Origin of the sequence: Anabaena sp. CCY 9402-a, from assembly GCF_963920945.1 — a bacterium.
Classification (GTDB): domain Bacteria; phylum Cyanobacteriota; class Cyanobacteriia; order Cyanobacteriales; family Nostocaceae; genus Trichormus; species Trichormus minutissimus.
Genome location: NZ_CAWUDL010000007.1, coordinates 14,631 through 40,827 on the forward strand (window position 1 = coordinate 14,631; position 26,197 = coordinate 40,827).

Here is a 26,197-nt window from a genome sequence, read left to right on the forward strand (position 1 = left end):
ATCTAAAATTCCTAGTCCCCAATCCCTAGCACTATGAACCTCACAACTAGCAAATCAAAAGAATTTGAAGAACACTATTCCGGGACACTCGCAGAGTATGTAACTGCGATCGCCTGGTCGCCATTAGGTGATACTCTAGCTGCAACCTCGGCGGCTGGGGAAGTGGTACTGTGGCAAGATGGCAAATTAACAACTTTGCAAACTGGTGAAGGTCAATCAGTTGATTGTGTGGCTTTCTCCAGGGATGGTCAATTTTTAGCTGTTGGGGGACAGGATGGACGGGTGAGAATTTGGCAGGGACAGGAATTAATTACCACCTTAGAAAATGCCCCTGCTTGGGTGGATAAGCTAGCTTGGAATCATGTTAATAACCAGTTGGCTTTTAGTTTAGGGCGTTACGTCCAAGTTTGGGATGCGGATAATCGTGAGGTGATTGTTACGTTGAATTTTTCTGACTCCTCCGCATTGAGTATTGATTGGCGGATTGATGGGGAATATCTCGCCATTGGTGGAAACCAAGGAGTTAAAATTTGGCATTCTCAAAACTGGGAGGAAGAACCATATCTTCTCAGTATGCCAACTGTCAGCGTCGCTATGGGTTGGTCAACTGATGGCAAATTTCTCGCCTCCGGTAACATGGATCGCAGTGTCACTGTTTTGGAATGGAACAATCCCGACCCTTGGGTGATGCGTGGCTTCCCTGGTAAGATTCGTCAATTGGCTTGGTCAGAAATCGCTACTAAAGTCGGTGCGCCATTGTTAGCTACTTCCAGCGTAGAAGGGATTGTGGTCTGGGAAAAGCTAGAGGATGAGAACTTGGGTTGGGAAGCGCGGGTTTTGACTAATCATGTGGGTGTGATTAATGCGATCGCTTTTGCACCTCAAAGTTCTCTTTTGGCTTCGGCGGCGACTGACGGTTGGTTGTGTTTGTGGAACAAAGCCCAGCAAGTATCCCAAATCCTCACAGGCGTTGCTGATGGCTTTTCTACCTTAGCTTGGCATCCCCAAGGTAAATTATTAGCCGCAGGTGGTGACAAAGGAGAAATCTTCATTTGGTCAAAAGTATTACGCGGTCAAGGCTTTGGGCGTAGTTAAGTCCTACACAGTTACTAATGTTGAAGCTTATCAATAAAATTGGCTATGCTGTATCAACAGCAGTCTTTAATATTGAAAGTATGAACCGATTCAAACTGTTTTTGCTTGCCTTTCCTGTGATTCTGTCATCTATACTAGTGGCAGCCAACCCAGCTAATGCTAGTGTCAAATCCATATCTACCACCCCAATACTGACAGTAGAATATATACAACCATTTTCAGAAATAGCTGTCCCACATTTGACTCAAACATCTAATCCTATTACCGAACAATTAGGTTGTAATTGTGCTAATTGCGTTCAGTCTAAATTTCAACTTTTACAAGGTAAATTGCCATCTATAGATTTTTAATCCCGTTAACAATTATAAATATCATCTTAGGCACAGCATTTCTGTGCCTTTACTGTGTATGTTTATTTAATTTTTTGATCAAAAAACTAGTAGTAAACAAATAATTGCTACTCATGAAAATTAGCTGTTTTACACATTCAGCATGGTTGAAATATGTCAAAAAAACTACTAAACAATATTTGCTTACGACTTGGATTTTTCTTTTTAACAGTTGGATTTTTCGGATGTGGAAATCAAGCTGTAAATACATCCTTCACTCAGACTTCTACCACAGTCGATGAAAATCTTCCTAAAGTTGTAGTTACTACCAGTGTACTTTGTGACTTGGCCAAACAAATTGCAGAAAATACAATTAATCTTACCTGTATAATTCCTCCTAATACAAATGCCCAAGATTATCAACCAAAACCAGAAGACCTGACAGCGATTGAAGAAGCAAAATTAATTTTTTATAATGGTTATAATCTAGAGCCAGCATTAACTAAAATAATTACAGCGACAAAAACTCCAACTACTAAAATAGCTGTTAATCAAGTTGCACTTCCTAAAGCACGACAATTTCAGGTAAATGGTCGCCCAGTCATTAATCCTTATATTTGGCATCATCCCCAAAATGCAATCAAAATGGTGGAAGTTATTAATAACAACTTAAAGAAATTATCCCCCAGAGATGCAGATATTTATCAAGAAAATACCAAACGAATCATAATTGAACTCACACAGATAGATAGTTGGATCAAATCAAGAATTGCCAGTATTCCTAAAGATAAACTGAAAGTTGTCACAACCAATAATGCCATAGATTATTACACCAAAGCTTATGGTATTCCTTCAGCCAGTTTTGGCAATGAAGAACAAGCTACAAATCAACGTGTCAAAAATTTGGTGCAATACATCCAAAAGTCGAAAGTACCAACAATTTTTCTAGAGACAACAGTTAATCCTGAGTTAATGGAGTCTGTAGCAGCAGAAGCAAATGTTAAATTATCAGAAAGACAACTATATACGAAGGGGCTAGGAGAACCGGGAAGTGATGCAGATACCTATCAAAAGATGATGTTTGCCAATACACGCACCATTGTAGAAGGTTTAGGCGGAACATACTTAATTTTTCCACCCAGAATTCAACAGTCACAACCTTAAATTATTACCATTATGACTATCAAAAAAATCCTGCTCCAAGAAATTGAATCATCTCCAGAGTCACTCCTAGAGGAAACTCTTGATTTTCTACGTTTTTTAAAAAGTAAGCAAACAGAAGTAAAAAAAGGTACAGATTCTCTGCGTATCAAGTCAGAAATAGCAAGTTCCGATACCCTAAATCAACAAAAAGAAAACCTGACAGATAGCTCTCAACTAACCTACAGGCCGGCTTCTGGCCGTTCCATCCTCCGACACGCAGGTAATTGGGTAGGTGATGACTTCGATGAGTGTCTTCAGTCTGTTTACGTGACTCGTGGTAAAGCCCAGTTCGATTATGATTTAAATCCTTTTGAGTAATGTACCTGTTAGATACTAACCACTGTAGTGCTATCATTCTTGGCAACCCAAACATCATTCGCCGAATAACTGAGGTTCGAGAAATAAACATTGCTACCTGCGTAATTGTGCAGGGAGAACTTACATATATGATGGAAAATTCTGCCAAAAGGGAAGTTAATCTAGCTTATTTAACAGAATTTCTCGAAGATATACGTATCTACAATGTAACAGAAGATACGGCTAATATTTACGGTCAACTCAAAGCAGCCTTGATGAGACAATTTGGCCCCAAGGAAAAAATCAAGCGGAGAAAAACTCAGGTGACAGACCTGGGCTTTGATGAAAATGACCTTTGGATTACGGCTGTAGCCTTACAACATGGTCTTAGCGTTGTATCAACCGACAGCGACTTTCAGAGAATTCAACAAGTAAAAACATTGTCCGTTGAATCTTGGTTTTGACAAAAACAAGTCGGATACAATTCCCTAAATTTATTTATAGAGAAGAAAAAAGTTAAGCAGTTTTAGGATGAGGAAGAACCACACTCGGCTTGATAATTGCTGGTACAATTTTTTCACTAGCCATTCTCGCACCTGATAAATTTCGTGCTGTCGGCCCTATCTGTAAAGCTGCTAACCCTCCCATCAAAAATAATTCACAACCAGGCCAACGCAGACAAGTATCTAAAATAGGTAAGCCGTTGACTACAGGAATCGGGTACGCATTTAAAACTTCTTGTAATAATGGTTCAGCCTGAACGTCAAATTTACTACCAGTGGAAAGCCAAATACGATCGCACTCATATTCACTATCATCATTGCATTTTACCTGCCAATGATTATCTAACCATTGAGCCGCAACAATTTGGCAATATTCATCTATTCTCCCATGACCAGCACGTACAGATCGCCGTAATTGCATAGCCATTGCTGGTGTTACAGAACCGCCATTCCGCGCTTGCTGAATCATTTGCGATCGCTGTTGATAATCTGACTCAGCGAAAAATGCCTTTAAGTATTTTGGCCCTAACCAACCAGGTTCAGCGTCAAATAATTTGGCTTGCAACTGTCGCCGAATCATCAATTGGACTTTCGCACCGCGAGTCATCGCACCAACGGCTAAATGTCCACTGGTTAAACCACCACCGACAATTAAGACTCTTTCACCCGCTAAATGTAATTGTCGTAAATCTACTTGTTGGGAGTGACAGAGTTTATCTTGGGGATATTCTGATGCTATGTGATTTACCCAGTCGGGAATCTGAAGTTGACTATTGTTGGTAGCTAATATAACCCGCTTGGCAAGAATTGAGTCACCATCTTCCAACCACAAACGAAAACCCTGATGTAAGGGTTCAAGACGTGTTACTTTGGCAGGTACAACTAAATCTTGTAAATCCCAACGATGAATCACATCATTGCATAAGTCTTCAAACAGCCGAGTCCCTGGTAAGTCGTAGGGGGGAAATAATTCTTGGGGACGAGATTGGGCAAATTTTCGTAAAGCAAACGGGTTGGGGTCGGGATGATGTACCGCAGGCGATCGCAAATGTGGTATATCTAAAGCTGCAAACTGCTGCTGCCATCGACTCAGCCATCTGCCACTAGGGTCAAATACCAAAAACCTACCCTTCATTTTTGGCCGTTTTTGTAGCAAATGGGTAATAAATGTTAACGAATGAGGGCCAGCACCAATAATTGCCAAGTCAATTTTGCTGGGTAACTGTGGTGGAGTAGTTTCCATTGCCGAGTTTGTGGGATATAACGATAATCGTTATCATTGTATCTTCACATCTACTCAACTGCTATTTCTAACTAATTGACCCAATCGTTTTAACACACTTAAAACTGAATACAATTCATTTCCTGGATTAAAGATATAAAACAAGCGAGACAAAGCATATTTTGGCGTTTCTTGCTTAATCAATTTAACGAAAAGTAAACTACTACCATTGCATATTAGCCCATATATTGGTTGATCAGAGTTAGATAACGCCAGCATATAAGCTAAAAGTTGAGGTTTCCCGACTTCCACAGAAAAAGCTGCTTGTTTGGATTCTATAACTATTACCACTAGCTGTTCAAACAAAACTAAAACATCAATCTGTCCTTTAACAGTAACGTCTTCATTTTTAGCAGAAATTTCTACAGATTTTTCCGATTTGACGTGAAATGGAGAGAGATAAAAGTCGGCTAAATCTAACAGAGGAGATAACACCACCATTTTGACGGTGTTTTCTAGTAAGGGAGGGTACTTGAGCAAATTAGAATAACTGGCTTTAACTCGGTCAAGTTGTTGTTTTTCAATACTGGTAATTTCTGGTAGTTTATCTTGCCATTCTAGGAAAAATTGCTCATTCTCAATAAATTGGAGTCCAAATTTTGTCTCTAATTCCAGTAGGGTAATGTCTTTTGCCTGGATTGTTTGAACCATAATCTGAGGACAGGGAACTATACTATCCTGATATTGACAGATTTTTGTGTCTTGCGTTCTCCTTTGCTCCTAACCTATGGGTTCTGCTTTCCTCATTAGGGTAAGATTTGGATTAACTTGTAATCTTGTATTGATCCGATTACCCGGTGTGGTGGGGATATTTGAGAAGATGGTTGTTTGTAAACCCAAGCATAGCTAGAGGGCGGTACTTGGGCAATTGTTTCTACTTTTTGACCGTGAACAGGAGTATAAAACCTGAGTAGCACAGCATTCTTACCACCTAATTGCACAAAATATATGGGATGGGTTTGTAAAATAGAAGCGATCGCAGGTTTTTGGAAAAAAGTCCTGTAAGCAGGGTTATAATCACCCAATAAACCAAAGCCACTAGCAACTGCTAAACCTAACCAACAGGGAATTAACCAACCAGCTATCCAATAACCAGCCGTGAGAAACTTGCAACCCAAGTGGTAACGACTGATCCAGACCACTGGCACAATTAACCAACTTAAACCCAGAATTAAACCGAGAGTTGCATATTTGCGATCGCCCCAAGCAAATGCAACTATGGATGCAAATATAAAGAGAATACCGAGTAAGCCAGAAGCATAACTCAGAGTCCGGGGAATATTCGCCTTTTGCAATAGAGGTTTTCGATTGACATATCCCAACTGATAAATTCTCCCCAACCCATCTAAACCTACAGCCGCTAATAAGGCAATAAAAGGATAAAGGGTGAGACTGTAGTGAGATAAACGAGTAGAAAAAATACTCAATTGGGCAAATAAAACAACAGGAAAACCAACGAGTATAAGTTGATAGCGAGAAATAGGACGGCGGATAACTAAAACTAATCCCAAAAGACTGAAAAATGCCCAAGGAAAGGCATTTACAGGGATATTCCAAAGGTAGAATATGATGCCATTACCAGCACGTTCTTGAGAACCTAACTCTAAAACAAAACCAAATAAAGCTGCAAAACTATTATTGCCGTAGCGTTGCCAATTAAACCAGAACCAAATTAATGTCGGGATTAAACCTACAATTAGACCAACATACAAAAATGGGTTGAGTAAATGACGATGGCGGCGATGTTCACCAATTAAATAGGGCAATAAAGCCACCATCGGTAGAAAAATCATAAAGCTTCTCATCAAGAAGCCTAAGCTTAAACTTAACCCAGCAATAAAACCCCAAATATATCTATATTTAGGAGATAATTCCGCTTGGATAAAAGCATAAATAGCAAAAAGTACCAAAAAAATAGTTGGGATATCAGGAGTACCTAAGCGACAGTATTGTAACCAGAGAAATGTCACGCTTAAAATAGCAGCAGCTAGCCAAGCTAATTTTTGACTCAGCATAATTTTGCCAATTTCGTATGTTAATAATAGGCAAAAAATCCCCAATATTATGTTAGGTAATCTGGTGCTAAATTCGCTGATTCCTAATAATTTGTAAAATATGCCAATTAACCAATATGGCCCAGGGGTTTTATGATGAGCATTCCCCCAAGGTGCGATCCAGTCATCAGCATCAAACATCTGACGCGATCGCCAAGCATAAAGCCCCTCATCATGCGCCATGACGCTGTTCTCCCCAGAACTGAAGAGTAATAAGGGGATTGTCCAAACCAGCAAGCTAACGTAAGGGAATGTCGTGGATAGGCTGATTTGTCGCCAAATAGGCTTTAAAAAAGGTAGTTTATACAACATTGGATGCTGCGTAGATGCGAGGATTTATCTGGATTTTATTAAAATAAATTCAATAGTGCTTGTTCAAAAGAATACCTGAAGTTGCACCAATTTCCCGAAAAAATTTACCGAAATAGACTTCTATGTTGTTAAAACCAGATCAACGCCTCAAATTAGACGATACAAACGATAAGCTGTTTTATGAGTATCCCCGCTTTGTCACCCATGTCGATGAAGGCTTTATCCAACAATTAACTGATTTATATAGAGAAAGACTCAAACCCAATACCCGCATCCTAGATATGATGAGCAGTTGGGTGTCCCATTTACCCGATGAGATGCAATTTACCCATGTTGAGGGACACGGACTCAACGCCGAAGAATTAGGACGGAATCCTCGGTTAAATCACTACTTTGTCCAGAATCTCAACGACAATCCGGCTATACCCCTACCAGATCAAGATTTTGATGCTGTGATTAATTGCGTTTCCGTACAATACTTACAATATCCAGAAGCCATTTTTGCCGAAATTCACCGCATCCTGAAACCTGGTGGTGTGGCAATTTTTAGCTTTTCTAATCGGATGTTCTTTCAAAAGGCGATTCAAGCTTGGCGGGATGCTTCCGAACTAGGGCGAGTAGAACTAGTCAAAGGCTACTTTGCTTCCGTACCCGGATTCACCACGCCGGAAATCATTGTGCGTCAATCTACAGCACCCAATTTCTTGCAGTGGTTAGGGGTGACTGGGGGAGATCCATTTTATGCGGCGATCGCCTACCGAGAGAAATAATCCATTCTTAGATTAAGACGTGATTCATCGCGTCTCTACAATAGTTATCAAAAAGTAAAGTTTCTGAGTGGAAACTCAAAGCAGCGCAGATAATTGCCTCAAAGCTCAAGTATATGGAGAACCTAGAGATGATTTTTCCCCGTGGACGTAAGATTTTAGCTGTTGTGTTGCTGTCAGTTGTCTTACTGACTACAGCTTGTACAGCCCAAGCACCAAGCCGCTTTGATCAGGTACAACAAGAAAGTAGCAAACAAAAAAGTGGTCAAGCGGTTGCTAAAAACGCAACTCAGGGAAGTAAATTAAACAAATTTTTCCCTGCCGAGGAAGCTGGTTATCAGCGAGTTTACACCCAAGAGAAAAAAGGCTTTGCTGAAGCCAAATTGAAAAAAGACGGCAAAGACTTAGCAATGTTATCTATTTCTGACACCACAAGCACACCAGGTGCAGCCGCTAAATTCTCGAACAGCAGCAAAGAAATTGGTGGTTATCCATCGGTATTGGTAGGTAATACGCAAACTGCGGTTTTAGTAGGTAAATATCAGGTAAAAGTATTGTCTCGTTCACCATCATTTACCGCCAGAGATCGCGCCGACTGGTTAGAAAAATTTAATCTTGACGGACTCGCCAAACTCAAATAGTCTGCACCCATGCAATTAGACATAAAAAAAACTAAATCAGGAGATTTTTGTGAGCAAACCAATTTTTGAGTTGGTTGATGAACTACCAACTAGTGGCTTGACTATTTCGATGTTAAATGCTTTAGATTTTGTTGCTCCTGGTGAGTGGCAAAATACAGTGGGCTTTGTCAATACTATTAAAACCGTCACTGGTGAAACCGACGAAGATTTAATTCAGCAAATTGGCGAACGGGCGATTTATCTTTACAATGATCGCTCCCAAGGATATCAAAAAGCTTTATGGCTTTATCAAACTGTTGATGGTACAGATAAAGCTTTAGGTGCAGCCGCTTTAGCTAACAAAGTTGGTGAAAAAATCCCACTTTTGGGTTTCTTAAACTCAATTACTCCCAAACCAGACAAAGCCCAAACTATCGATTTATCCCTGAAATTAGTAGCTGAATTAGTTGCCTTCTGCCAAATTAATGGCATCCCCGGTGATAGCATTGGCGATTTTGTCGCTTCTTTAGGAGAGTACAGTGGTGAGTCCCTAATTCGCATGGTGGCTTTAGTTTGTATTGATGGTTTGATACCCTTAGGGCCAGACTTTATCGATAAAGCTTTATCTGGATTGAACCAAACCAGTCCCCAGGAGTTGGATCAAAATTCCACTTTCCAAAGCATGAAGGATATGATTCCTGGTAACAATGCCGGTAGTAAGCTCAATTTTATTGGCGAAAGCTTTGAATCAGTTAAAGGTTGGATGAATGGTATTGTCTCTGCTAATAATTTAACCCCTCAAAAAGTTGTCGGTAATTTGCAAGGTTTTATGCAACTTGCTGATGACAAGTTAGATTATCTAGCAGCATTTTTAGATGTAGCCACCAATTACTACGAACATACAGGTACGCAGACTCTCGCACGTCGTTTAATTGAACGAGCTGTAGCAGAGATTTAAATCATAGGTAATAGCTCAAATCCAGTTTTTCTGGGCTATTACCTATTATTAGGGTTTTGTGCCTGAACCCTTCATCGGTAAGTTTAAATTTTCTGCGATCGCATATAGATATGGTTGAAAGATTGCCAAATTCTCCAGCTTGGCAAACTTACCTGTACCTGGAGCAAAAGATGTAGTTACGACATACAACTTTGCACCATCGTAGGTAACATGGCCAATATGCTGCTCTTCTACTCCACCCTCTGACTTAATTCCCACCAAACCATAGCGGATACCAGGGAGTTTACCTATTTTGACTTGTTGCGGTGGATAGGTGGAGAAAACAACGTTATTACCGTAAACGCCTTGACGGTTTTTGACAAAGCTAGTGTTGAAGTCTGCAACCCAAGCTTGGAGAACTTTGATTACTTTTGCTTGATATTCCTGATTTTGGTAGTCTGCTTGAGAACCTAAAGGAATACCAGATGCTGTTAAATGCTTTTGAAATTCTGGATTATTGTTGACTGGATAAACCACAATTTCTACTGTACCCAAACGTTCACCTTGCTCAGATACACACAGCAAAGCAACATTGTCCTGACAAGGTTTAACTTCCCAACCATTGGGAGCAGTAGTTTTACTTAAAAGTTTTTGCCAAATATTTTCTGCTTTAATGCTGGTTTTTGTTGATGTAGTGCTTGGAGGTGTAACACTTGGGGTTGTTGTTGCTATTTTGTTGTCCGAAAATTGGGGTAAAATAAATTTAGCTCCCACGGGAAGAGAAATTAATAAAAAAGCACCTATAAGCAAATGATAAACACGCAACATTTTCTTCAAAACCTAAATAAGCAGTCTATATTCTTATAGTTGAAGACTGGAGACAAAAAATAATCCAGCAGAGTTGAGCCTTTGGCTTTATCTGCTGGAGACTCTGAAGTTAATTGTTTAGAAAAATTTCTAGTAGCGGCGATCGCTACGGTTGTTATTACCCCAATTACCACCACCACCACCACGAGGAGAACTTCTTTCTTCACGCGGTTTAGCTTTATTAACTTTTAGATCGCGCCCCATCCATTCAGCACCATCAAGGGCTTCAATGGCAGCATTTTCTTCAGTCTCTGTTTCCATTTCTACAAAGGCAAAACCACGAGGACGACCAGTTTCACGATCAGTTGGTAGCTGAACGCGGTTAACCTTCCCATATTCTGCGAAGGCACGCTTCAGGTCATCTTCTGTAACTTGATAGGACAAGTTACCTACGTAAATTGACATACAATGTCTCCGAATTAAACAAGTGTAGAGACTTAAATTCGGAGAGACGCTTTTTAGACATCAAAAGTAGTTACTCAACCGAAAATAATTCTTATATTGACAAGGATAGCACAGCGATTAAATATTGGCTCTGACGAAGTAGCCGATAGAAACCAAAAGTTTTGAGTAGTGCATGACCTGGAATTTATCCTAATTTGCAGCATTTGCTAACTGCTCTAATATTTTTGCTGCTTCTTGACACAAAATATGATGATGCTGACTATTACTAGCGAGCAATCCACCCCATTGATTGATATCGCCAGTATTGTACTGTAGCGGATTACCATTGAAATGAGTAAACTGTCCGCCAGCTTCTGTCAAAATCAGTTCTGGTGCTGCCATATCCCAATCTTTGGGGGCAGACTTGCCAGAAAGGGAAATGTAAATGTCTGCTTGTTGTTCGAGAATGGTGGCTATTTTACAACCGACGCTACCGACGGCTTTTTGATGGCGTAAGGGCAAGTTTTGCAGTAAATAATCTAAGCGTTGATTGCGATGAGAACGACTGACAACTAAAGTTAAATCTTCAATTTGCTTAGTATTGTTACTAAATAGTAATTTTAGGGGAACAGCACCGTTGCGGGTTTCTACAAATGTTCCGCCTCCTTGGGTAGCATAGTATAGTTTTGCTTTTTCTGGCACTGCAACCACTGCTAAGACTGGTCTATGTGCTTTGACTAAAGCGATGTGAACTGCATAATCCCCAGTTTTGTCGATAAAATCACGCGTACCATCTAAAGGGTCAATAATCCATACCCAATCAGGTGCAGAGTCTGTATCTGTATCTATTTTGGATTTATAGGTTTCTTCGCTGATGTAAGCAAAATCTTCATTACCCAAGGCCGCTTGTAGTTTTTGGAGAATGTATTGACTAACTGCGACATCAGCGACGGTGACAGGTTCATTTTGTTTATACTGCACGTCCAGATTAGGGTCTGTGGCAGTGCCGTGATAATAAGATTGTAATATATCTGCTGCACCCCAACCGATGGCACGAGCGATCGCTAGTATTTCTTGTAAATCTTTCATTCTCTCCTCAAATCCATCCAGCGACGCGTACCAAAGAATTTACAAGCTTCACCTGCAACTTTAGCGGCTTGATCAAGGGCATCAGTAAAACTTGCTTGTAAAATAAAGTTGCAAAAAGCCCCGTGAAAAATGTCTCCAGCCCCTAGTGTATCAACTGGCTGGATAGAAGGTACAGCTATGCTACCAAGTTTACCATGACTTGAGTAGGCAATTGGTTTTTCTCCGTGAGTAATGGCGATGTGGGGAATACCCCAGGCGCGGAGATAGGCAAAAACTTCTGCTTCGGAGTGACAATTGGGAGGGTGAAAGTTAGCTGAACAAACGGCGTAATCGACGAAGGGTAAGACTTGCTCAAATCCGCTTTTCCAACTACCACCATCAATCACTACAGGGATATGATGAGCCTTAGCCATTTTGGCGATCGCATATCCTACCTGCATCTGATGTCCATCAATCAGGACTATATGTATATTATGTAAGATATCTGCTGGAATCGAGCTACTACTGGCGGGAGTCTTGACAGCATTGATGGAAATTACCGCCCGTTCCCCGGTGGATTGGGTGACAATAATTGAAGATACAGGCGGTGCTGTATTGATCGTAGGGTCAAGATCAGCGATCGCTACATTATATATAGTTAAATCTCCTCGAATTAACTGCGTCATGGGATGCGAACCCAACACACCCAAAACTGTAGCTTGATTCCCTAGATAACTAAAAGTGACAGCCGCATTGGTAGCTGGGCCGCCTGCTGCTACAGTGTAGTCAGATGCAACTAACTTTTGATTATTTTGTGGGGCAGATTCAGCTAAGTAAATTAAATCTAAAGTGATTAAACCCACAAATAAGGCGTGATTAGTCATTAGTTCTTCTCCCCAATCTCCAATCCCCAATCCCCAGAAGTTATTTAATTAATTTTGAATTTTGAATTTTGAATTTTAAATGCAAACCGATCCCAAACCAGGAACACTATATATAGTAGGCACACCCATTGGTAACTTAGAAGATATTACCTTGCGGGCGGTGCGGATTTTGCAGAACGTGGATTTGATTGCCGCAGAGGATACGCGCCACACGGGGAAATTACTACAACATTTACAGGTGAAAACACCCCAGACAAGTTACCATGAGCATAATAGTAGTAGTCGCATCCCAGAATTAATAGAGCATTTGCAGAGTGGAAAAGCGATCGCTTTAGTTAGTGATGCGGGTATGCCAGGAATTTCTGATCCGGGGTATGAATTGGTGAAGGCTTGTATTGAAGCAACGATTCCCGTAGTTCCCATTCCTGGTGCGAGTGCAGCGATTACAGCGTTGAGTGCGGCGGGACTACCCACAGATAAGTTTGTGTTTGAGGGTTTTTTACCTGCGAAAAGTCAGCAACGGCGAGAACATTTAGAGACTTTACAGACAGAATCTCGCACTATAATTTTCTATGAATCGCCCCACCGTTTACGAGATACTTTACAAGACTTAGCAGACATTTGGGGAAGCGATCGCCAAATTGTGATGGCGCGGGAGTTAACTAAATTGTATGAGGAATTTTGGCGGGGAAGTATTGGAGATGCGATCGCCCACTATCAACAAAAAGAACCCCAAGGTGAATATACTCTAGTATTAGCAGGGAATCCACCCAGCCAACCCCTACTCACAGAAGCACAACTCAAAGCCGAACTAGAACAATTAATGCGTCAAGGTATATCGCGATCGCAAGCTAGCCGACAATTAAATAAATATACTGCCCTTAACCGTCGTCAAGTTTATCAAATTGCTCTGGCGATTGATCTCAATCCTGAGTAATACCAACAGCTATCTACAAATATTGCTAGGCTAAACTAATTAGGAGTAAGAGATTTGCTGCCATGTCTGTAGCCAAAGATTTAACAAACCCAGAAAATGTTATCTTTCCTCCAGGCGATTTATACAGTGATGAGCCAGAGTTGGAAAGTTATCTACATTTACAGCAACTAATCCTGTTATTAAACACCTTAGAATGGTGGTGGCAAGACCGCAATGATTTTTTTGCTGCAGGTAATCTGACTATTTTTTATAGTCCGAGACAATTGAAATCCGAACACTTTCGCGGGCCGGATTTCTTCGTGGTGTTAGGAACAGAACGCAAACCACGTAAAAGTTGGGTTGTTTGGGAAGAAGAAGGTAAGTATCCCAACGTGATTGTAGAACTACTATCAGATTCTACTTCGTCTACTGACAGAGGCTTAAAAAAACAAATCTATCAAGATATATTCCGCACACCGGAATACTTTTGGTTCGATCCCAATAATTTAGAATTTGCTGGGTTTATTTTAATGGGTGGTAAATATGAGCCAATCGCACCAAACCCCCAAGGTAGGCTATGGAGTCAGCAATTAGAGTTATATTTAGGGGTTGAACAGCAGAATTTACGCTTTTACACTGCTGATGGGGAAATCGTACTCACACCTCAAGAAGTTGCACGATTGGAGATGCAGCGTTTTGAACAAGAAAAACAACGCGCTGAACAAGAAAAACAACGCAGCGATCGCTTAGAGGCGAAGCTGCGAGAATTAGGTATAGATCCAAATACTATTTAATGCTCAAGCAATACTTACTGTTCTTCGGGAAACACCCATTTCGGAGGTTCTGTCATTTTTCGCCTGAGACGTTCTTCCGCAATTTCTAGCATTCTGTCTAAAGAAGTCTCAGCGATAAATTTTGATGCAGCCTCTCTATACTCAATGTTTGGGCATTTCTCCCCTAAAACACAACCGTTAACGCAGGCTTGAGCGCAGTTAATTTTCTGCTCCACTGTCAATTCCTCTCTGATTTGAAAATAGGGATTGGGGACGAATCAATTGAAAATTCAACAACTTGTGGGGACTGGGGACTGGGGACTGGGGGGTAGTTAAAAGGGATTTTTATTTCCTTTGTTTGTTATTTCTACTGTCCAGGTAAATTTTACCCTGCTATTTGATCTCAAATTAGTCTAAATATTTACGATTTAAAAAAAAAGGTAGGAAGCACAAAAGTCAATGCCCAATGCCTAATGCCCAATCCCTGCTACGCTAACCATATATATGCAATCTCTTGCTCAAAAGGTCGCTCATGTCGGAACTGTTGGCTATTACTGGAACTATCGCCGCGATCGCTACTGCTGTTGTCCCCCAACAGGGTAGTGTAGGTATTGTGCGGGTGTCTGGTTTCCACGCTCTAGCCATTGCTCAAACTCTGTTTTATGCCCCTGGAAAGCAGGTTTGGGAAAGTCACCGCATTCTCTACGGTTATATCCGCCATCCCCAGACGCAACAGATGGTAGATGAAGCCTTGCTACTAATGATGAAAGCACCCCGTTCTTACACCCGTGAAGATGTGGTGGAATTTCACTGTCATGGCGGGATTATGGCAGTGCAGCAGGTATTGCAGTTGTGTTTGGAAAATGGCGCAAGGCTAGCACAACCAGGAGAATTTACCCTCCGCGCCTTTTTGAATGGACGATTAGATTTAACTCAAGCCGAAAGTATTGCTGATTTGGTGGGAGCTAAATCACCCCAAGCCGCTCAAACTGCTTTAGCTGGGTTACAGGGAAAATTAGCCCATCCCATCCGTCAGTTACGCGCTAATTGTTTGGATATTTTGGCAGAGATTGAAGCTCGGATTGATTTTGAGGAAGATTTACCCCCGTTGGATGATAAACAGATAATATCAGATATTGACAGCATTGCCGCAGAAATCACCAAATTACTAGCAACCAAAGATCAAGGTGAACTGCTGCGTACAGGGTTGAAAGTGGCGATTGTTGGTCGTCCGAATGTGGGTAAATCCAGCTTGTTGAATGCTTGGAGTCAGAGCGATCGCGCCATTGTCACAGACTTACCCGGTACAACCCGCGACGTGGTGGAATCTCAGCTAGTCGTGGGGGGTATTCCCGTGCAGGTGCTAGATACAGCAGGCATTCGAGACACAGTAGACCAAGTAGAGAAGATAGGGGTAGAGCGATCGCGTCGTGCTGCCAACACAGCAGATTTAGTTTTGTTTACCATCGATGCGGCCACAGGTTGGACAGATGGCGATCGACAAATCTACGAACAAGTACAACACCGGCCGTTGATTCTCGTAATTAATAAAATTGACTTAGTAGAAAAGCAACTCATTAATGCTCTAGCATATCCCCAGCATATTAATCACATAGTCCACACAACAGCATCCCAAAATCAAGGCATCGATTCCCTAGAGAGAGCAATTCTAGAGATAGTTCATACAGGGAAAGTACAAGCTGCTGATATGGATTTAGCCATTAATCAAAGACAAGCTGCTGCATTGACTCAAGCTAAAATTGCTTTAGCACAAGTACAGATGACAATAGCTCAACAGTTACCTTTAGACTTTTGGACAATTGATTTAAGAGGTGCAATTCAAGCACTAGGAGAAATCACAGGAGAAGATGTAACTGAATCTGTACTTAATAGGATTTTTAGTAGATTTTGCATCGGTAAATAATATCACTAAAATCACTCTTGTTTGATTATTATTAGCGTTGGTACTAGCCTAACGTAAGGTATAGCCTGCGCTTGCACTTAAGTCCTTTCCTATCCCCTGTCACCTGTCACCTGTCACCTGTCACCTGTCACCTGTCACCTGTCACCTATCCCCTGTCACCTATCCCCTGTCCCCTTCCTAAACAAATAACTTAAAAAATCAAAACGGATTACTATATGTCTTTTATTGATGAAATTAATCATACCAACGCCTTAATTGTAGGAGCAAGCCAAGGGATTGGTTTAGGTTTTGTAAAAAAACTACTCCAAGATAACAGAGTTACCAAAATTTATGTAACCTATCGTCAAGCAGAATCAGCTTCTGAGTTAATAGATTTGGCTGAACAATATTCTAGTCGTCTAAGTTGTTTAATGTTAGATATTACTGATGAATTACAAATTGCTGAAACTATAAAACAGATACGCACTCAAATAGATAAATTACATTTAGTAATTAACTGTGTGGGATTGCTACATGAAAGTGATTTACAACCCGAAAAAAGTTTAAGACAAATTAATGCCGATAATTTATTACGTTACTTCCAAGTCAACAGTGTTGGTGCTGTACTTTTGGCTAAACATCTTTTACCGTTGTTTCGCCATAATGAATTGGCTGTATTTGCTACTATATCAGCTAAATTAGCCAGCATAGGTGATAACCAACTTGGTGGATGGTATGGCTATCGAGCCTCTAAAACAGCACTCAATATGTTTATGAAAAATGTGGCAATTGAGTATGGTAGAAGTTGTCCTCAAACTATAGTTGTCACTTTACATCCTGGTACAACTGATACACAGCTTTCTCGTCCCTTCCAAAAAAATGTATCTGCGGAGAAATTATTCTCAGTTGAACGCACTGTTACCCAACTACTTGCTGTTATTGAACAACTACAAAAAAGCGATAGCGGACAATTTTTCTCATGGGATGGAAGTAGATTACCTTGGTAGGCTCTAAATTACTTAGAGTTTTTCAACATACAAGAAAAAGTGAATTGTCCAGTAAATTCATCAAAATGTGAGCTACATTGACCAAATTTATTCTTAAAACTTTGATTTGGTGACGCTTTGTCCAATTCAACGCGAACTTTAGCACTAGCATTATCAATTGTAATGTTAGTGGAATTATTTTCACTTTTCTTGGTAGTTGCAATTTTAACGCCCCCAATTATATTAGCCTCTGCTGCTGGAGTTAATTCAGTCAATAATTGCTCAATAGATGTAATTGGATGTGACATAATTATTTGTTTCACTTACATGATTTGGTAGCAAAATATCTTAATAATCTGAATATAAGCATTTTCTGTTATCAATTCATAAATCTCCAGAGAGAACCTCAATTCAGCCTTTTGATACTTGATGTGATTAGGGACGTAGCCCATCGCACTCTCTTTGTATATCCATGTACCAAAATAACCAGTATTCAATAAAAATCTACTAATGCGATAGTAATTATTGCTAGAAAAAAGACAAAATTGCAATATAAAAAAGCATGAATCTCTACAACTAATCCTGGCGATTATAAATCCCGTAGCACTTGCTACAAGTCGGGAAACCTGCCCAAAGTAGTGGCTTGGCTACACAGACAAAACCCACCTACATGGGTGTGAAAAACCTCATTTTTGGTTAGTCAGCGCACCATCCGGACTTAGCCTGTTTCGCCCAAAACTTTTCAAACATACTCTTAGCCAAAAGACATTTTTAAAAAGACCTTAGGTATTATTATCTCGCCACAAAAATATTAAACTATCCAATATACCTTTTCTCTATTCAAGTTAATTCAGCCTTTAGTTAAATAGGATTAATTAATTTACTAGGTTACTATTTTCAGCAATATGTTTGCTATATGTAAACCTCTCCAAATACAAAATATGCTTGAAGGTGAAATAGTAATCATAGCTCCACAAGAATTCAGCCTTAACTGCAAATCTAAGTAGCCGATATTTTTCATCTAAGCATTAATTTTATACCCTTTTAAATGTAGCAAATGTAAGTCTGCATAAAGGTTCAAATTATTGATGTAACTATCTAGACACTGATCATATATAGCTTAGATTATTTATTTGGGACTATCATGTTTACAAAATCAAATCATCTGAATAGAGTTGTTAATATAGCTCTATTCACACTTTTATTAACGACTAATTTTATGGTAGGTAAAGTGAATGCAAAAAGAAAACTAGACATAAATTTGTTAGTATCTAGTAAATCAGTTGACAATACAACAGAAAAAATATCTAACAATAGTTTATTAAAAAAAATTCCAGGAGCTTTAAACTCTAATTTTATTACACAAAATTCATCTCAAGATCCAATTAGAGTTATTCCTAATCCTAATGATATAAATATTTTAGATCGAATCAAACCATTTCAGAATCCAGATTCTGATTATGATGAAAATGACAAGATAGAACCAAATACTCTTGATGATCAAGATATTAATACAAAATTGCCAAAAAACGATTTAGAATTATTAATATTAAACGCTCTTAGCAATAGTGTATTCAAATATCCTTGGATTATTGATCCTAGAGATGATTTTACATTTTATTCTTCTACATTTAATCCTCTTGAAAATAGTAAATATATTGATTTTTCAATTAAATTTTCATCAGAAGATGCCATATTTAACCGATTTACGTTTGCTGATTTTCCCCAAAAAGATCAATTCTATTGGGTCTTACCTGGTAATCGGGTTGTAGTAGAAACCAAAGGTTGGCAGAGTGGAGTTTTGTACCAAGGAGAATCAAGTAATACTGAAATTAGACAGACGATTAGATTGACGCAAAAACTTTGGGGTATGCAAACAGTTTTCTCTCTTCCCGAATCACTGCAAGAATTAACAGAGGGAATTGGTATTAATCAATTTTCTATTGAATCAATTGCTGCGGAGGTGAATAATCCTGTAGGTGTTCCAGCTGCTCCTATTATTATCAATAGTAGAAGTAATCAAAATAATTCTATAAGTTCTCTTGTCCCAAATATCTCTAGCTTTAATGCAGATAAAGACCCATTAATTTTACAAACATTTCCCACAAGCAATTTACAACCATTATTAGGAGAGGTAAGTCTTTCTCGTGGCTCTGTAATTCCTCAAGATACTTTAGAAAATGCAGGTTTTATTTGGGGTAATCCTTTAACTAGAGAAAGAAGTCAATTTCAGCCGCCAATCACATCTGCTCCAGGGATAAAATTTGGTAATAGAGAACAATTTGATAATTCCGATTTATATAATATTTTGCTTAATCCATCTATTACTGATAACCAACGCAATTTATATTACTTGAATTCTCTATATTGGGTTTCTTTAAGTGAGAGACAAAATAATAGAGGAATTAGAGAGAAAACTGAAAACAATGATTGGCATAGATTTTATTTTAGCTATTCTCAGAATCGTACTCTATTGGAGTATGATCCTTTAGAGGCTAAAGCAACTTATACTAATATTTCTACAAATCCAGGAATTTCTTTATCTTTGTCATTTGGTGAAAGAGAAATAGATGAATTACAAACTGCTAACTCTACATTAGGAATGCTCATGGGAGGAATTTTTGGGTTAATCGATTTTCCTCATTTAACGCAAAGTTTACAGGAAGCTCAAGAACGTTTCTCTCGACAAGAGAATTTTGCAAATCTAGACTCAAAAGCAACACCAGAGCAAAGAAGAGAAATTAACCAAAGACTAAATAGAAGCTTGTTTCTAGGTAATCGCACGAGTGGGTTAGAACAAGTTTCTGGAAAATTGACATTTCCCAGTACAATTACACCAAATAGTTCCAATATTTTACAAATTCGTACTGGTAATCATCGGCGATTAGTTCAGTTTCTAGATGGAAAGCGTACTTGGAGAGAAGGAGAGACTTTCATTTCTAAGGCTGAAGTTTCTAATAACAGTTTTGGTCGTTTAACATCTGTAAATGCACCTATTCCCTCTCAAGGAACAAGCAATCGCTCATCAGCTCTACAGGTAACTTTAACTGATCCTAATGGTCAGCAGTTTTCCCAAAGCTTAAGTTCATCTGATATGACATCATTACCGATTGATCTCCGGTTGTTCGATATTGCTTTTGACCGGATTGAATTAAGTCAAGATGGTCAAATTATGACTGATTTACAAGCTTTTAGTGGATACTTATATTTACCTACTATAGAAATTTTATTGACTGGTTCTTCTAGTAAATGGAATTATAGTGTTAATTCAGGTATGTGGTTTAACCTAAATGCAGATACTACCTTTAATGTAACCAATAACTTTGGGTTCTTAGAGCCAACAATGGGTATTTATGCTAATGGCGCATTGAATTATATCAATACCTCTGTAGAGGTTGATGTAGAGGGTAAAACTCAAGCTATTACTAATCATATTCCATCTTTGCAATTTAATTGGAATAGTGCGGCTAATTTCCAAAATCCTAATTACCTGAATTTGAGCTACTTTTTTTCTCGTCAAGATAGAAATTTGAATTATTCTTTATCTACAGGGTTTATATTGCTGAATGATGAATCTAGCTTCATACCTTCGGGATTCTTCCAGGGGAAATTGGTATTAAATACAGGGTTAGAATTTAGCACCTCTGTAGAAATAAGAGACCAGTTTTTTTACACATTAGAAGGCATTAAACAAATAAATCCACAGTGGTCTTTGGGAGTTTATCTACAGAATTTTATAAGTATTGAGCGAGGTGTACAAAATAGAGTTAATGATGTTTCCTATGGTTTGATCATTCAGCATAATACTCCTAGTAGTAGTATGTCTTGGAAGTCTCGTATTGGGATGAGTGGAGATATATTTGAAGCCCGTTTAGAAGGAGATTTTAGGTTTTAAAAGCCTGGAAAAAGTTATATTGTTATCTGCCTTGAATACATAAGCCTGGTTTCTTGCTAAAAGAAACCAGGCTTCTCCACTTTTATCAATGATTTAGGATTACTATAGAAAGGGTATTATTCTAACCCATCATTACCAACAGCAGCCCTAACAAGAGCAGTAAATTCATCCAATGTAAGATTGCCAAATCTTAGTCTTTCAACTACAGCACCTCGTATAGAGCCTCCACCTGCATCATATGGGAGAACACCTAGTCCACCTGTATGAAGTGTTAGGCTTGGATATGCCACATGAGTAATCGGATCTATATATGAGGTTGCTGTAACTGTTAACATACCAGTACCATTAATTCCTCTAAAATAAGTTCCTGTAGGAGCAACTGCTTCAGCCGCAATTGTAGACAAATAAGCACTAGGGGTAACATATATTGCTACACCTGCAAAAGCTCCAGCATCTCCAGAGCCGAAGTCGGCGATAGGGTCTTCTATTAAGACTTGTGCTGATGCTGGAGCAGATCCCAAGGTTAAGCAGCCAATTAAACCTGTCAGAGATAGACCAATTTGCAACCAGTTACCAGCAGAAAGGGAAGGTAAATTCATATTCAGAAATCCTTTGTGTTGATGAATTAAAATTGTTGCTGAGATGTTGTCTATGTAGCTTATATAAACTGAATTTATAACTTAATATGCAGACTTTCTGTAGTAAAGTTTAGGGACAATTATTCCTAGTAGGGAAGGGGTTAGGGGGTTAGGTTTTGCGTTGACTTTTCCTCATAATGTGAAAAGTCAGAGTTTGCTTAAGTCAGGAGACAAGCCCACACAAAATGTCTCCCTATCTGTATTTCAAAAATACTCAATTGGATCATATTTATTAATGACACTATCACAGTTTTTAATGTTGTGATTTTGATGTTGTATTCTCATTTAATAAATTACAACATATATTTTGAAAAAGAAAGATTTTGCCGTTAAATTATTAAAATAAAACCGACATAAAAATATGATATTTGTCTTATGGTAAATAGACAAATATCATATTTTTATAGGTAATTTATGCCTCACCATAAGCGATCAGCTACGTTGGGGCGCAACCCAGCAGACTAATCCCAAGGGGGATCAGCAGGCTTTAACATAGACAATCACTACTAATAAGGGTATTAAATCAGGGCAATGCCAAATGAAAAACCGTCTAGCAGACAACGATCGCACCAAAGGACAAAATTTCGCTTGGGGATGTTCGTGCTACTGGTGATCATAAGTGCGATCGCTATCTTCCTTTTTTATCCACGTCCACAACCAATAGTCAGACAAGAAAGCAATTACGCTATCCACAAACGTCAAAGCTTTAATCAAACTCAGTTTTATCCCCTGAATCAGACTGTCAACCCTGATTTATATCAACCTGTTGCTAAGTGGGTAGGCAGGTTAATCTTACCCGCATCACAACAAATCCAACCGGGAGAGGATTGGGTATGGATGGAAGTACAACACGCACCCTCCGAAGCGCAGTCCTTAATGGGTAAAATCATCCGCTTGGAATGGCAAGACAAACCCCAGTTAAAGTCTTACTTCCAGGCTGTACAGCGAGATGTGAATTTTACTGAAAGCACCAAAAACAGCGAAACAGCAGGTAATATCCATCCGGCGCGTTTAGATGGTCGTCTCCAGGTGGGGGCGTTGCAATCACTCGCTGGTGCAAGACCTAATGACGATGTAATTGTCTCTTTAGATGATGCTGAGGTAGTGACAGCTAATGGTCAACCCCGTCTGCAAATTGCCGATGAACCTGCACTAGTAACGGGTAGGTTCTATGGCTTAGTCAAAATATTAAATCCAGAACCAACTAGCCCACAATATCCTGCGCCCTCAGTTTGTCCGGGGAGTTCGCCTTGTGCTAGTGATTTCTTCCGTGTGCGCCATTACAATCGAGTGTCTCGCCAATTCGATGGTGTGGAAGAAACTATTCGGATTCCCCAACAGGTATTTGATACACGTAATCTACCACCATCCACCCCTAGACAAATCGAAACTTCTCCAGCAGGAATAGCCGGCTGGTATATATATGGTGCGAAAGATCCCCAAGGAATATTTATTGTTCAGGGATTAGTCCCGCGATCGCTCCTTCGACTCCAGCCTAGTAAAATAGTATTAGGGCAAGAAGCAGGACTAATCTACACCAAGGATCAAAATTGGCAGATTACACCCCCAGAACAAGGTAAGATCACCAAGGTTTTGCTTGATCCCAACGCCAACTCATCACCCAAAGCCTTATTAGACTGGCGAGAAGGAGATAAAGCCATCGTCTTACACAACTTCGGCGGGATTGGCGGTAAAAAAGCCGAAGGATTCCCAGTTTTTACAGTCACCGGACACTTTGCCTTTGGCATGGCGCAGGTAGTGAGTGAACCCATCACCCAAGAATTACAGTTTGCCATTGAATATGCCCAGATTTACGCTAACAATGCCGATGGGATCATTGCAGGTAAACATTCCTGGGCTGATTATATGGGAAACTTACAATGGGGATGGGCAGCCACACGCCCCATTTCTGACGTACTAATTAAGTTTGCACCTGTCACCCAAGACTATAATTTCGCGGGGATTAAACTTTCCCCCGCCACAGAATTTCTCCAACAGTTGCAAATCATGATGGCGCGTTATCGCACAGGTGATGGTACAGGTAGTGCGACAGTCTCCCCGGCGACTTCTTGCGTCCAAGATGCCAGCCAAGCACTGTATATTGCTATTCAAGTCATCACTGGGCAAGTTAAATCCAACTCAGCAATTCAGCAATGGCTAGATAATCATCCCGATGATCCCCAGACATTACGCTTTCAGCAGTTAGTCAGTCTGGGTAAAGCTTTGGAACGGCAATTAACACCATTGGGGATCGTTCGTGCCGACTGGCGAAGTAGTGCAGACTATTTAATGGGGACTAGTGATGGGAAACAAGCAGAACGCGATCGCAGTATTTGGGCGGCGTTAACAAGTTGGCGGACTATGCTACCCAGACAAGCACACGACGAACTCGCGGCCTTATTCTTAAGAAATGGTGCGAAACTGTGGTTTCTCAGAACAAATCAAATTGGTGGAGTGAACCCCGATATAGCCCCCTTAGCACCTACAATGGGATTAGGGTATCTGAAAATTCCGGGAACAAACATTGCACCCATCACCATTTTTCTCAATCGACTACTAGCATCTGTCGTTATACCCCGAACCCAAGATTGGCTAGTAATGGGAGTAACCCTCTTAATTTATGCGGCGATCGCTTTACCTTTGGGTTTAAAGTCAGGCTTCTTGCGTTGGAGTTTCACGCCGACTCAGAAAAAAGAGAAAATGGCGATCGCATTACAAGCAGCCATTACACCAGCCATCACCGAAGAATTGGTATTTCGGGTTTTACCCCTTCCCCATCCCATAGAAGTCATCAACTGGTATAAATGGGCATTGTGGGCAACATTCATACTCTTGCTGTTTCTTATTTACCATCCCCTCAACGCCAAAACTTTCTTCCCGGCTGGAATTCCCACATTCTTTCACCCCATTTTTCTCACCTTAGCCGGACTCTTAGGACTATGCTGCACAGTCGCCTATGCACTCACCGGCTGTTTTTGGATCATCGTCCTCATCCACTGGATTGTAGTGGTAGTTTGGCTATTAGGATTCGGAGGACTAATAAAATCTCCGCGCCCCTCCGCGTGAACCTCCGCGCCCCTCTGCGTTTAAAAATACTATTCTTGCGATCGCCTGTTATTTTTCCCATAAAAGAGGGTAATTTACTTTTGAGAGAAAAGCAACTTACCTCAGATATTAATCAATCACTTTTCTTCCTAAGTTAGTTTATGCTTATCAAAGGTTAAGGGGGAACTTATTAAATAATATTCAGGTCAGCTTATGTAGCGTAGATGACAATTTATTTGATACTCAATAGCCTACAATCAATTGTCCGTAAAGCCTAAACCCCACTAAACATTACTAAAACTTCAGCAAAGTAGCATTTCTACTTATAAAAGTACATTTCCATACACTGTATAGTTTCCCAACCGGAGATTTTCCCTAGACATATGAAATTGCTATTAGCAATATCAGAAGTCGATAAGTTAAAGAAATACCACTTTTATATTTTCTTTGTTATTTTGTATTTAACGGGACAGTTCTCACCCATTCAGTAAGTTTAAATATCAATTAGTTACCCGTTTTCCGACAAACTTCCTAAAAATTAACCTACATTTGTGCTTATCTTAATTTATCTGCACGAAACATAATTCGTGAGAACAGATTGTATGGTAAGCTGCACAATTGATAAGTAATTTATTCTCACCAAAAGGCTGAGTTTATGAGTGTAATCAAGACAAAAAATCAACATATTGTTCTATCTGCTTTCATTAAACATGAAGGTATCTCCCCAAAAGCAGATATTTCCCTAAAATTTGATTTGTTAGAACCTTTGCGTCAAAGGCTTGACGCACTAGAAATACACAATCGTAAATTAGCTTACTTTCTCGCCAAATATATTCCTGCTCAGTGTCCTTTTGAGCGTGACGTGATGTTATTTGGTCGTAAAATAGCCCACATTCCTCCAATGTGTAAGCTGAATCCCCTATACGATCAGTTAGTTGGTTTGCGTTTTCGTGCTTTGTGTTATTTAGTAGATAAATGTGGAGAGGATATACAGTCCTACTGCTAATCTAAAAATCGAGAAAGTGTGATATGGAAATCAAAATTGAGCATCAACCAAGTCAAGAAAAACTACACCAATTGGGTGTATTCAAATGGGGAGTTTGGCAAAAAGAAATATCCCGATTTCCTTGGACTTATGATACTCAAGAAACTTGTTATTTTTTAGAAGGTGATGTAATTGTTACGCCTGATGGCGGTGAACCAGTGCAGATGGGTAAAGGAGATTTAGTAACCTTCCCGGCGGGAATGTCTTGTACATGGGAAATTAAAAGCGACGTAAAAAAGCATTATTTATTTGATTAGCTAAAAGTGAACCATCAGGGTTATTTCCCTTGTAATCTAAACTTCTCAACTTTGCAAAAAAAGTAACCATCTCATCAAGTAGTGAGAAATTGTATGGAGTTTCGCAGCGAGTGTTGCTAAAGTTGCAGAATCGATAA

The 26,197-nt window shown here is 39.7% G+C and carries 26 protein-coding genes; 16 read left to right on the plus strand and 10 right to left on the minus strand.

What is annotated here, in order from left to right:
• Positions 1–33: 33 nt before the first annotated feature.
• From ACM0OR_RS04285 to ACM0OR_RS04305, 5 genes are all read left to right on the plus strand, one after another.
• Positions 34–1,095 carry a WD40 repeat domain-containing protein gene (locus ACM0OR_RS04285; RefSeq protein ID WP_414575130.1) on the plus strand — a complete coding sequence of 354 codons (1,062 nt, stop codon included), beginning with the start codon at positions 34–36 and terminating at the stop codon, positions 1,093–1,095.
• Between the two features lie 17 nt (positions 1,096–1,112).
• Positions 1,113–1,445 carry a hypothetical protein gene (locus ACM0OR_RS04290; protein ID WP_414575131.1) on the plus strand — a complete coding sequence of 111 codons (333 nt, stop codon included), beginning with the start codon at positions 1,113–1,115 and terminating at the stop codon, positions 1,443–1,445.
• A 153-nt stretch (positions 1,446–1,598) separates the two neighbouring features.
• Entirely contained in the window at positions 1,599–2,588 is a 990-nt protein-coding gene (locus ACM0OR_RS04295) for a metal ABC transporter solute-binding protein, Zn/Mn family (RefSeq protein WP_414575132.1), read from the plus strand.
• Between the two features lie 12 nt (positions 2,589–2,600).
• A complete protein-coding gene (locus tag ACM0OR_RS04300) occupies positions 2,601–2,945 on the plus strand; it encodes a DUF2281 domain-containing protein (protein WP_414575133.1) in 345 nt (114 codons plus the stop codon).
• Positions 2,945–3,388 carry a PIN domain-containing protein gene (locus tag ACM0OR_RS04305; protein ID WP_414575134.1) on the plus strand — a complete coding sequence of 148 codons (444 nt, stop codon included), beginning with the start codon at positions 2,945–2,947 and terminating at the stop codon, positions 3,386–3,388. Before ACM0OR_RS04300 ends, ACM0OR_RS04305 begins: the two co-directional genes overlap by 1 nt.
• A gap of 52 nt (positions 3,389–3,440) precedes the next feature.
• Here the strand turns inward: ACM0OR_RS04305 and ACM0OR_RS04310 are convergent, their stop codons facing one another.
• From ACM0OR_RS04310 to ACM0OR_RS04320, 3 genes are all read right to left on the minus strand, one after another.
• Positions 3,441–4,670 carry an FAD/NAD(P)-binding protein gene (locus ACM0OR_RS04310; RefSeq protein ID WP_414575135.1) on the minus strand — a complete coding sequence of 410 codons (1,230 nt, stop codon included), beginning with the start codon at positions 4,668–4,670 and terminating at the stop codon, positions 3,441–3,443.
• Positions 4,671–4,724: 54 nt separating this feature from the next.
• Positions 4,725–5,360, minus strand: coding sequence for a restriction endonuclease subunit R (locus tag ACM0OR_RS04315; protein WP_414575136.1), 636 nt, complete (start codon positions 5,358–5,360; stop codon positions 4,725–4,727).
• A 95-nt stretch (positions 5,361–5,455) separates the two neighbouring features.
• A complete protein-coding gene (locus tag ACM0OR_RS04320) occupies positions 5,456–7,075 on the minus strand; it encodes an ArnT family glycosyltransferase (protein ID WP_414575137.1) in 1,620 nt (539 codons plus the stop codon).
• A 122-nt stretch (positions 7,076–7,197) separates the two neighbouring features.
• Between ACM0OR_RS04320 and ACM0OR_RS04325 the strand changes: the two genes are divergently transcribed.
• The 3 genes from ACM0OR_RS04325 (at position 7,198) to ACM0OR_RS04335 (ending at position 9,420) form a co-directional block, all read left to right on the plus strand.
• Positions 7,198–7,845: a class I SAM-dependent methyltransferase gene (locus ACM0OR_RS04325; RefSeq protein WP_414575138.1), complete on the plus strand. Its 648-nt coding sequence runs from the start codon at positions 7,198–7,200 to the stop codon at positions 7,843–7,845.
• Between the two features lie 128 nt (positions 7,846–7,973).
• The gene (locus tag ACM0OR_RS04330) at positions 7,974–8,483 is read left to right on the plus strand and encodes a hypothetical protein (protein ID WP_414575140.1); all 510 of its coding nucleotides are present in this window, start codon (positions 7,974–7,976) and stop codon (positions 8,481–8,483) included.
• Between the two features lie 49 nt (positions 8,484–8,532).
• Positions 8,533–9,420, plus strand: coding sequence for a hypothetical protein (locus ACM0OR_RS04335; RefSeq protein ID WP_323264896.1), 888 nt, complete (start codon positions 8,533–8,535; stop codon positions 9,418–9,420).
• A gap of 48 nt (positions 9,421–9,468) precedes the next feature.
• Here ACM0OR_RS04335 and ACM0OR_RS04340 read toward each other — a convergent pair whose 3' ends face one another.
• From ACM0OR_RS04340 to ACM0OR_RS04355, 4 genes are all read right to left on the minus strand, one after another.
• Positions 9,469–10,227 carry a hypothetical protein gene (locus tag ACM0OR_RS04340; protein WP_414575141.1) on the minus strand — a complete coding sequence of 253 codons (759 nt, stop codon included), beginning with the start codon at positions 10,225–10,227 and terminating at the stop codon, positions 9,469–9,471.
• Between the two features lie 129 nt (positions 10,228–10,356).
• On the minus strand, positions 10,357–10,671 hold the full coding sequence (locus ACM0OR_RS04345) for an RNA-binding protein (protein ID WP_323264894.1): 315 nt from the start codon (positions 10,669–10,671) through the stop codon (positions 10,357–10,359).
• Between the two features lie 189 nt (positions 10,672–10,860).
• On the minus strand, positions 10,861–11,739 hold the full coding sequence (locus tag ACM0OR_RS04350) for a 3'(2'),5'-bisphosphate nucleotidase CysQ family protein (RefSeq protein WP_414575142.1): 879 nt from the start codon (positions 11,737–11,739) through the stop codon (positions 10,861–10,863).
• Positions 11,736–12,602, minus strand: coding sequence for a sugar kinase (locus tag ACM0OR_RS04355; RefSeq protein WP_414575144.1), 867 nt, complete (start codon positions 12,600–12,602; stop codon positions 11,736–11,738). The genes ACM0OR_RS04350 and ACM0OR_RS04355 overlap by 4 nt, the downstream gene beginning before the upstream one ends.
• A gap of 79 nt (positions 12,603–12,681) precedes the next feature.
• On the opposite strand from ACM0OR_RS04355, the gene rsmI reads away from it, so the two are divergent.
• Both rsmI and ACM0OR_RS04365 read left to right on the plus strand, forming a co-directional pair.
• A complete protein-coding gene (rsmI, locus tag ACM0OR_RS04360) occupies positions 12,682–13,539 on the plus strand; it encodes a 16S rRNA (cytidine(1402)-2'-O)-methyltransferase (protein ID WP_414575145.1) in 858 nt (285 codons plus the stop codon).
• Positions 13,540–13,601: 62 nt separating this feature from the next.
• The gene (locus tag ACM0OR_RS04365) at positions 13,602–14,312 is read left to right on the plus strand and encodes a Uma2 family endonuclease (RefSeq protein ID WP_414575146.1); all 711 of its coding nucleotides are present in this window, start codon (positions 13,602–13,604) and stop codon (positions 14,310–14,312) included.
• A 14-nt stretch (positions 14,313–14,326) separates the two neighbouring features.
• Here ACM0OR_RS04365 and ACM0OR_RS04370 read toward each other — a convergent pair whose 3' ends face one another.
• Positions 14,327–14,527, minus strand: a complete 201-nt coding sequence (locus tag ACM0OR_RS04370) for a hypothetical protein (protein WP_323264889.1) — start codon at positions 14,525–14,527, stop codon at positions 14,327–14,329.
• 296 nt (positions 14,528–14,823) lie between these two features.
• On the opposite strand from ACM0OR_RS04370, the gene mnmE reads away from it, so the two are divergent.
• Both mnmE and ACM0OR_RS04380 read left to right on the plus strand, forming a co-directional pair.
• Entirely contained in the window at positions 14,824–16,215 is a 1,392-nt protein-coding gene (gene mnmE / locus ACM0OR_RS04375) for a tRNA uridine-5-carboxymethylaminomethyl(34) synthesis GTPase MnmE (protein ID WP_414575147.1), read from the plus strand.
• 215 nt (positions 16,216–16,430) lie between these two features.
• Positions 16,431–17,201 (plus strand): SDR family NAD(P)-dependent oxidoreductase, encoded by a 771-nt coding sequence (locus ACM0OR_RS04380; RefSeq protein WP_414575148.1) that lies wholly within the window; start codon positions 16,431–16,433, stop codon positions 17,199–17,201.
• An 8-nt stretch (positions 17,202–17,209) separates the two neighbouring features.
• On the opposite strand, the gene ACM0OR_RS04385 is transcribed toward ACM0OR_RS04380, so the two are convergent.
• Positions 17,210–17,488 carry a hypothetical protein gene (locus ACM0OR_RS04385; RefSeq protein ID WP_414575149.1) on the minus strand — a complete coding sequence of 93 codons (279 nt, stop codon included), beginning with the start codon at positions 17,486–17,488 and terminating at the stop codon, positions 17,210–17,212.
• Between the two features lie 836 nt (positions 17,489–18,324).
• On the opposite strand from ACM0OR_RS04385, the gene ACM0OR_RS04390 reads away from it, so the two are divergent.
• Positions 18,325–21,075 (plus strand): hypothetical protein, encoded by a 2,751-nt coding sequence (locus tag ACM0OR_RS04390; protein WP_414575150.1) that lies wholly within the window; start codon positions 18,325–18,327, stop codon positions 21,073–21,075.
• Positions 21,076–21,191: 116 nt separating this feature from the next.
• On the opposite strand, the gene ACM0OR_RS04395 is transcribed toward ACM0OR_RS04390, so the two are convergent.
• Entirely contained in the window at positions 21,192–21,674 is a 483-nt protein-coding gene (locus ACM0OR_RS04395; protein WP_323264884.1) for a hypothetical protein, read from the minus strand.
• A 570-nt stretch (positions 21,675–22,244) separates the two neighbouring features.
• On the opposite strand from ACM0OR_RS04395, the gene ACM0OR_RS04400 reads away from it, so the two are divergent.
• The 3 genes from ACM0OR_RS04400 (at position 22,245) to ACM0OR_RS04410 (ending at position 26,060) form a co-directional block, all read left to right on the plus strand.
• Positions 22,245–24,779, plus strand: coding sequence for a type II CAAX prenyl endopeptidase Rce1 family protein (locus ACM0OR_RS04400; RefSeq protein ID WP_414575151.1), 2,535 nt, complete (start codon positions 22,245–22,247; stop codon positions 24,777–24,779).
• Between the two features lie 634 nt (positions 24,780–25,413).
• The gene (locus tag ACM0OR_RS04405) at positions 25,414–25,764 is read left to right on the plus strand and encodes a Mo-dependent nitrogenase C-terminal domain-containing protein (RefSeq protein ID WP_414575153.1); all 351 of its coding nucleotides are present in this window, start codon (positions 25,414–25,416) and stop codon (positions 25,762–25,764) included.
• A 23-nt stretch (positions 25,765–25,787) separates the two neighbouring features.
• On the plus strand, positions 25,788–26,060 hold the full coding sequence (locus ACM0OR_RS04410; RefSeq protein ID WP_323264882.1) for a cupin domain-containing protein: 273 nt from the start codon (positions 25,788–25,790) through the stop codon (positions 26,058–26,060).
• The last annotated feature ends 137 nt before the right edge of the window (positions 26,061–26,197 follow it).

What these genes read in the sequence shown, in the direction of transcription:
- mnmE (WP_414575147.1), top strand. Translation starts at nt 14,824, where the DNA reads ATGTCGGAACTGTTGGCTATTACTGGAACTATCGCCGCGATCGCTACT.
- ACM0OR_RS04315 (WP_414575136.1), bottom strand. Translation starts at nt 5,360, where the DNA reads ATGGTTCAAACAATCCAGGCAAAAGACATTACCCTACTGGAATTAGAG.
- ACM0OR_RS04300 (WP_414575133.1), top strand. Translation starts at nt 2,601, where the DNA reads ATGACTATCAAAAAAATCCTGCTCCAAGAAATTGAATCATCTCCAGAG.
- ACM0OR_RS04310 (WP_414575135.1), bottom strand. Translation starts at nt 4,670, where the DNA reads ATGGAAACTACTCCACCACAGTTACCCAGCAAAATTGACTTGGCAATT.
- ACM0OR_RS04380 (WP_414575148.1), top strand. Translation starts at nt 16,431, where the DNA reads ATGTCTTTTATTGATGAAATTAATCATACCAACGCCTTAATTGTAGGA.
- ACM0OR_RS04320 (WP_414575137.1), bottom strand. Translation starts at nt 7,075, where the DNA reads ATGTTGTATAAACTACCTTTTTTAAAGCCTATTTGGCGACAAATCAGC.
- ACM0OR_RS04350 (WP_414575142.1), bottom strand. Translation starts at nt 11,739, where the DNA reads ATGAAAGATTTACAAGAAATACTAGCGATCGCTCGTGCCATCGGTTGG.
- rsmI (WP_414575145.1), top strand. Translation starts at nt 12,682, where the DNA reads ATGCAAACCGATCCCAAACCAGGAACACTATATATAGTAGGCACACCC.
- ACM0OR_RS04400 (WP_414575151.1), top strand. Translation starts at nt 22,245, where the DNA reads ATGCCAAATGAAAAACCGTCTAGCAGACAACGATCGCACCAAAGGACA.
- ACM0OR_RS04385 (WP_414575149.1), bottom strand. Translation starts at nt 17,488, where the DNA reads ATGTCACATCCAATTACATCTATTGAGCAATTATTGACTGAATTAACT.
- ACM0OR_RS04410 (WP_323264882.1), top strand. Translation starts at nt 25,788, where the DNA reads ATGGAAATCAAAATTGAGCATCAACCAAGTCAAGAAAAACTACACCAA.
- ACM0OR_RS04390 (WP_414575150.1), top strand. Translation starts at nt 18,325, where the DNA reads ATGTTTACAAAATCAAATCATCTGAATAGAGTTGTTAATATAGCTCTA.
- ACM0OR_RS04345 (WP_323264894.1), bottom strand. Translation starts at nt 10,671, where the DNA reads ATGTCAATTTACGTAGGTAACTTGTCCTATCAAGTTACAGAAGATGAC.
- ACM0OR_RS04305 (WP_414575134.1), top strand. Translation starts at nt 2,945, where the DNA reads ATGTACCTGTTAGATACTAACCACTGTAGTGCTATCATTCTTGGCAAC.
- ACM0OR_RS04365 (WP_414575146.1), top strand. Translation starts at nt 13,602, where the DNA reads ATGTCTGTAGCCAAAGATTTAACAAACCCAGAAAATGTTATCTTTCCT.
- ACM0OR_RS04290 (WP_414575131.1), top strand. Translation starts at nt 1,113, where the DNA reads ATGTTGAAGCTTATCAATAAAATTGGCTATGCTGTATCAACAGCAGTC.
- ACM0OR_RS04395 (WP_323264884.1), bottom strand. Translation starts at nt 21,674, where the DNA reads ATGAATTTACCTTCCCTTTCTGCTGGTAACTGGTTGCAAATTGGTCTA.
- ACM0OR_RS04285 (WP_414575130.1), top strand. Translation starts at nt 34, where the DNA reads ATGAACCTCACAACTAGCAAATCAAAAGAATTTGAAGAACACTATTCC.
- ACM0OR_RS04405 (WP_414575153.1), top strand. Translation starts at nt 25,414, where the DNA reads ATGAGTGTAATCAAGACAAAAAATCAACATATTGTTCTATCTGCTTTC.
- ACM0OR_RS04330 (WP_414575140.1), top strand. Translation starts at nt 7,974, where the DNA reads ATGATTTTTCCCCGTGGACGTAAGATTTTAGCTGTTGTGTTGCTGTCA.
- ACM0OR_RS04340 (WP_414575141.1), bottom strand. Translation starts at nt 10,227, where the DNA reads ATGTTGCGTGTTTATCATTTGCTTATAGGTGCTTTTTTATTAATTTCT.
- ACM0OR_RS04325 (WP_414575138.1), top strand. Translation starts at nt 7,198, where the DNA reads ATGTTGTTAAAACCAGATCAACGCCTCAAATTAGACGATACAAACGAT.
- ACM0OR_RS04355 (WP_414575144.1), bottom strand. Translation starts at nt 12,602, where the DNA reads ATGACTAATCACGCCTTATTTGTGGGTTTAATCACTTTAGATTTAATT.
- ACM0OR_RS04295 (WP_414575132.1), top strand. Translation starts at nt 1,599, where the DNA reads ATGTCAAAAAAACTACTAAACAATATTTGCTTACGACTTGGATTTTTC.